Here is a 4,600-nt window from a genome sequence, read left to right on the forward strand (position 1 = left end):
GATTAAGGAGTGTAATAGCCGATATTAAGGATGTTAATAGTCTCTTTTTGCCATTCAAGTGTTTGTTTTAATTAACATTAATTTGGAGTGGTGAAGCGACTCGACGACATGTGCAGGTAGGGGGCCTGAGGCGCTATTGTTTGATTGATTTTCGGTTGATATGTTGGCAAAAAAGTACGGGAATCGATATGAACACATCTACTTATCCTTTTAGCTTATTCATTAAAGCAGAAGGGGCTCAGTGCAATCTGGATTGTAGCTACTGCTATTATCTCAATAGACAAGATGGCGATAAAAGATCGTCAATGTCTCTGGACATGATGGAGCAAATTGTCGGTGCTCATATCGACGCGCAGCCAATGAAAGATCAACAAGTGGATTTTATCTGGCACGGTGGCGAGCCTATGTTAAGAGGGCTCGATTTCTATGAAACGGCGATGAAAGCACAGGCAAGCAAAGCAACGAAAAAGCGCGTCGTGAATACGATGCAGACCAATGGAACCATGATTAATGATCGCTGGGCGAGCTTCTTTGCTAAACACAATTTTATGATGGGCATCAGTATCGATGGGCCCAATATTCTGAATGACATCGCTCGGATCGATAAAAATGGCGAGTCGTCTTTTGAACGCACAATGCGTGGGGTGTCTTACCTTAAAAAGCACAATGTTGATTTTAATACGTTAACGGTCGTGAACAATAAAACCTACAAATACGGTAAAACGATCTATCAGTTTTTGGTTGAAAATGGCAGTGGTTACATGCAGTTTCAACCTTGTATCGATCATGAGTTAGACAGACGAACAGGGCATGATTGGTCGTTAACGGGCGAGCAGTGGGGGCAATTTCTTTGCGACTTGTTTGATGCATGGAGCGCCAATGATGTCGGCAAAGTGTATATCCAGTTTTTTGAAAACTGTTTAATGGTGTTGATGGGCTACCAAAGCCAAATGTGTCATCACAGCGCGACTTGTGGGCAGCAATTAATGGTTGAGCATGACGGCAATGTTTATAGTTGTGACCATTATGGGTATCAAGATCATCAATTGGGCACCATGAACAGTGATAAGCTTGCAACTATGGCGAGCTCACCAGAACAAATCGCGTTTGGCACCAACAAATATGATGAGTTAAACAGCACTTGTCGACGTTGTGATTTTGTTGAACTCTGCCAAGGTGGTTGTCCTAAAAACAGGATCGCAACAACCGAAGACGGCAGTCCGATGAATCATTTGTGCCAAGGGTATGAGATGTTTTTTCGTCACGCATTACCCAAATTATTGCCAATGGTAGAAGCGATGAAAAAAGGGTATTCGCCAGCGTACTTTCCACTTTTCTAAATCACTTGGAGTAGGGCATGACCAAAGACCTAAACTTACTGCGACTCATTTTGGTGCTTAATGAAACTCGTCAAACGGTGAGTGCAGCAAAAGCCTTGAACGTAAGTCAGCCGACGATCAGTGTCATGCTTCGTAAACTCAGAGAACAATTTGATGATGAGTTGTTTGTTCGAGATAAAGCAAGGCTTGAACCCACCCCAAAATGCTTAAAGCTTATCGAAACCTTGCCTCTGCTATTAGAGCAGTTAGATAACCTTTACATACCCAATGATGAGTGGGGGTTGGAAGATTTAAGAGGGGAGGTTCAAATCATGTTGCCTTCCCCGCTGTTGATCCCTGTGGGTGTGCCATTAATCAAGAAGCTGACCAAAGAAGCGCCGCAAGTGACGTTTCAATGTTCACCTTGGTTAGAAAACGGCGTCCAGTCCCTAGAGACCAACCGAATGTGTTGGGGAGTGAGCTATCTTCCCATGGAGGTCAATAAAACCCTTACTGAGCGCCCAGTTGGCTTTGATAAGTTCATGTTGGTGTTAAGAGCTGACCACCCAATTCAAGGTAATTCCCTTGAGGACATTCTGAAATACCCACTCTGTATCAATATGATCCCTGGTTACATTCAGCCGTCCAAGGCGGAAATGTTGATCAAAAAATATGACTTAGATAAACACATCGGGCTCAGAAGTAACAATATGAATTTGATGCTAGAAGTCGTTAAGGACAGCGACTTCATCTATATAACATCGTCGAAATGCCGCTATTTGCTTGATCACTGTTATCGTTGTATCGACTTACCGCCGGAACTGTTGAAAGACACCTATCGTCGAGAATTGGCACTGTTTACCCATCAAGCAAACCGCAATAACCCGTTCACGGATTGGCTTCAAAAAGAAATTACGTCGATTATTCAATCCTAGTGTCACGCTACTATTCCTTTTAAATAACTCCCCTTTCTAACGGCCACTATTAATAATCGTAATAGTGGCTATCAAGCCATTTTTGGCGTCTTTCTTATACCATTTACCTCAACAACGGTTCGCTGAGACATGCACAATTTTCGTTGTGACTTCAGCGATTTACTCATAGTGAATGAGGGTTATAAATGTATAAGTCTTTTGTTAAATCCGCTCTGGCGCTCTCGGTACTGGCGAGCGTCAACGTACATGCAGCGAGCCAACCCAATGTGGTTGCCATCATGCTCGATGATGTGAGCCCAACAGATCTGTCAGCCTACCACCGCGGTTTAGGCGCGGTGGATACGCCGAACATTGATCGAATTGCCGAACGCGGCATGATGGTCAGCGATTACTACGCACAAGGCAGCTCTACTGCGGGGCGATCTGCCTTTATCACGGGTCAATATCCTTTCCGAACAGGCTTAACGTCTGTCGGTCAGCCGGGCTCTTCACTTGGCCTTCAAAAAGAAGATCCAACCCTAGCCGAAATGTTGAAAGACAAAGGCTATGCGACCGTGCATGTTGGTAAAAGTCACTTAGGCGATAACAATAGTCACCTGCCAACGGTGCACGGCTTTGATGAATTCTTCGGTTTCCTTTACCACCTTAATGTTATGGAGATGCCTGAACAGCCGGAATTCCCAACAGATCCTAACTTCAGAGGTCGCCCTCGTAATGTTCTTCACACTGTCGCTACCGAGAGTGTGGACATGCAAGAAGACCCAAGGTTTGGTGTGGTTGGAAAGCAAACGATTGAAGATAAAGGTCCTTTAGGCTCTAAACGCATGCAAACCGTTGATGGCGAATTTTTGGAGTTTGCTACTAATTGGCTCGATAGACATGAAGCAGAGAAAGACGAACAACCTTACTTCATGTGGTACAACCCGACTCGTATGCACCAAAAAACGCACGTGCGCCCGGAATACCAAGGCGCGAGCCAAATCAACACGTATTACGATGGCTTGATTGAACTTGATGACCAGATCGGTGTATTACTCGATAAGTTAGAAGATCTTGGTGAAATTGATAACACGATAATCTTGTTTACCTCAGACAACGGCGTAAACCTAGATCATTGGCCTGATGGTGGTTCTGCCTCTTTCCGTGGTCAAAAAGGCACGACGTGGGATGGCGGTTTCCGTGTACCAATGCTGGTCAGCTGGCCAGATAAAATCCCTCAAGGTGAATACACCGATGGCTTCATGACTTCTGAAGACTGGGTGCCAACCATTATGGCTGCAGTGGGTGAAGGCGACATTAAGCAAGAGCTGCTAGATGGAAAAGAGTTAAATGGCGAGCGTTACCAAGTTCACTTGGATGGTTATAACCAGTTGGATATGTTGACCAAAGGCGAACCGAGTCAACGTCATGAGTTCTTCTTCTACAACGAGCAAGATTTGAATGCGTTCCGAGTGGATGATTGGAAAGTGCACCTAAAAACCAAAACGGAGTGGATTGCGCCTCCTGAAGAGTGGCCACTAGGGATGCTCATCAACATCAAGGCTGATCCTTACGAGCGTAGCCCTGATACTCGTGGTTGGTTCTTATGGATGAAAGAGAAGTCTTGGGTATTACCAAAGCTACAAAAATCAGCGGCGGAATATCAGAAGTCACTCAAAGCGTTTCCACCAAGACAGAAAGCCGGTGGTATTGGTATGGCAGACAAATCAGTGGTTGCTGACTAACGCCAAATACGACTAATACAAGGTGTGCTGTAACAAGCGCACCTTACTATCGGACAATAATATGAAGAAACCGTTACGTCTGCTCACGGGCACCTTTTCCACTTTTACACTCTCTATCTTTGCGCTTATCCCCTTTGTATTTTCCGTTTCCGCTCAAGAAGAACCTGCCAGTGACATGGCTGATCCAATGGCTGTTTATACGGGAGGTGAAATTATTGCGGGCAATAAAGGGCTTGGCGCTACCTTCCAGTTTGGCGTGAATCGTGGCGATTGGGGTGTGTTGGGTAAGCTGGAAGGCAAAAACAACTTTGAAAACTATCGAGCACGATTCTTCACACCCAATAAGAAAACGGGCACCGGCTTATTTGTTGATGCTGGACACGACTTCTCCAACGACGATCTAACATCGAACTACGCCTCTATTGGTGTGATGCAAGCATTCAAGTTAAGCGACAAATTTAAACTCTATAGCGCCATAACGTACGGACAAATGTGGGAGGAGGAGAATAAGTTTGAGGACACGCAAATCATCAGCAGTATCAACTATCTAAAGTACGATTTTGCTGACCAATTTTATCTTCTACTCGCCCCCCAATACACCTACGGGTTAGATGGTGAGAAC

The 4,600-nt window shown here is 44.9% G+C and carries 4 protein-coding genes; all 4 read left to right on the forward strand.

Features of this window, described 5'->3' with window-relative positions:
* Positions 1-188: 188 nt before the first annotated feature.
* Complete coding sequence (locus AB4653_RS22480) at positions 189-1,340, forward strand: anaerobic sulfatase maturase (RefSeq protein WP_102258287.1); 1,152 nt, start codon at positions 189-191, stop codon at positions 1,338-1,340.
* A 17-nt stretch (positions 1,341-1,357) separates the two neighbouring features.
* On the forward strand, positions 1,358-2,254 hold the full coding sequence (locus tag AB4653_RS22485) for a LysR family transcriptional regulator (RefSeq protein WP_009845928.1): 897 nt from the start codon (positions 1,358-1,360) through the stop codon (positions 2,252-2,254).
* Between the two features lie 185 nt (positions 2,255-2,439).
* On the forward strand, positions 2,440-3,978 hold the full coding sequence (locus AB4653_RS22490; protein WP_009845927.1) for a sulfatase-like hydrolase/transferase: 1,539 nt from the start codon (positions 2,440-2,442) through the stop codon (positions 3,976-3,978).
* A 61-nt stretch (positions 3,979-4,039) separates the two neighbouring features.
* Positions 4,040-4,600, forward strand: a 561-nt coding sequence (locus AB4653_RS22495; protein ID WP_372105377.1) for a hypothetical protein, incomplete at its 3' end; no start/stop codon positions are given.

The sequence above is a fragment of the Vibrio sp. 10N.222.48.A3 genome (assembly GCF_041475345.1).
In the GTDB taxonomy this organism is placed as follows: Bacteria; Pseudomonadota; Gammaproteobacteria; order Enterobacterales; family Vibrionaceae; genus Vibrio; species Vibrio tasmaniensis_A.

What these genes read in the sequence shown, in the direction of transcription:
- AB4653_RS22480 (WP_102258287.1), top strand. Translation starts at nt 189, where the DNA reads ATGAACACATCTACTTATCCTTTTAGCTTATTCATTAAAGCAGAAGGG.
- AB4653_RS22485 (WP_009845928.1), top strand. Translation starts at nt 1,358, where the DNA reads ATGACCAAAGACCTAAACTTACTGCGACTCATTTTGGTGCTTAATGAA.
- AB4653_RS22490 (WP_009845927.1), top strand. Translation starts at nt 2,440, where the DNA reads ATGTATAAGTCTTTTGTTAAATCCGCTCTGGCGCTCTCGGTACTGGCG.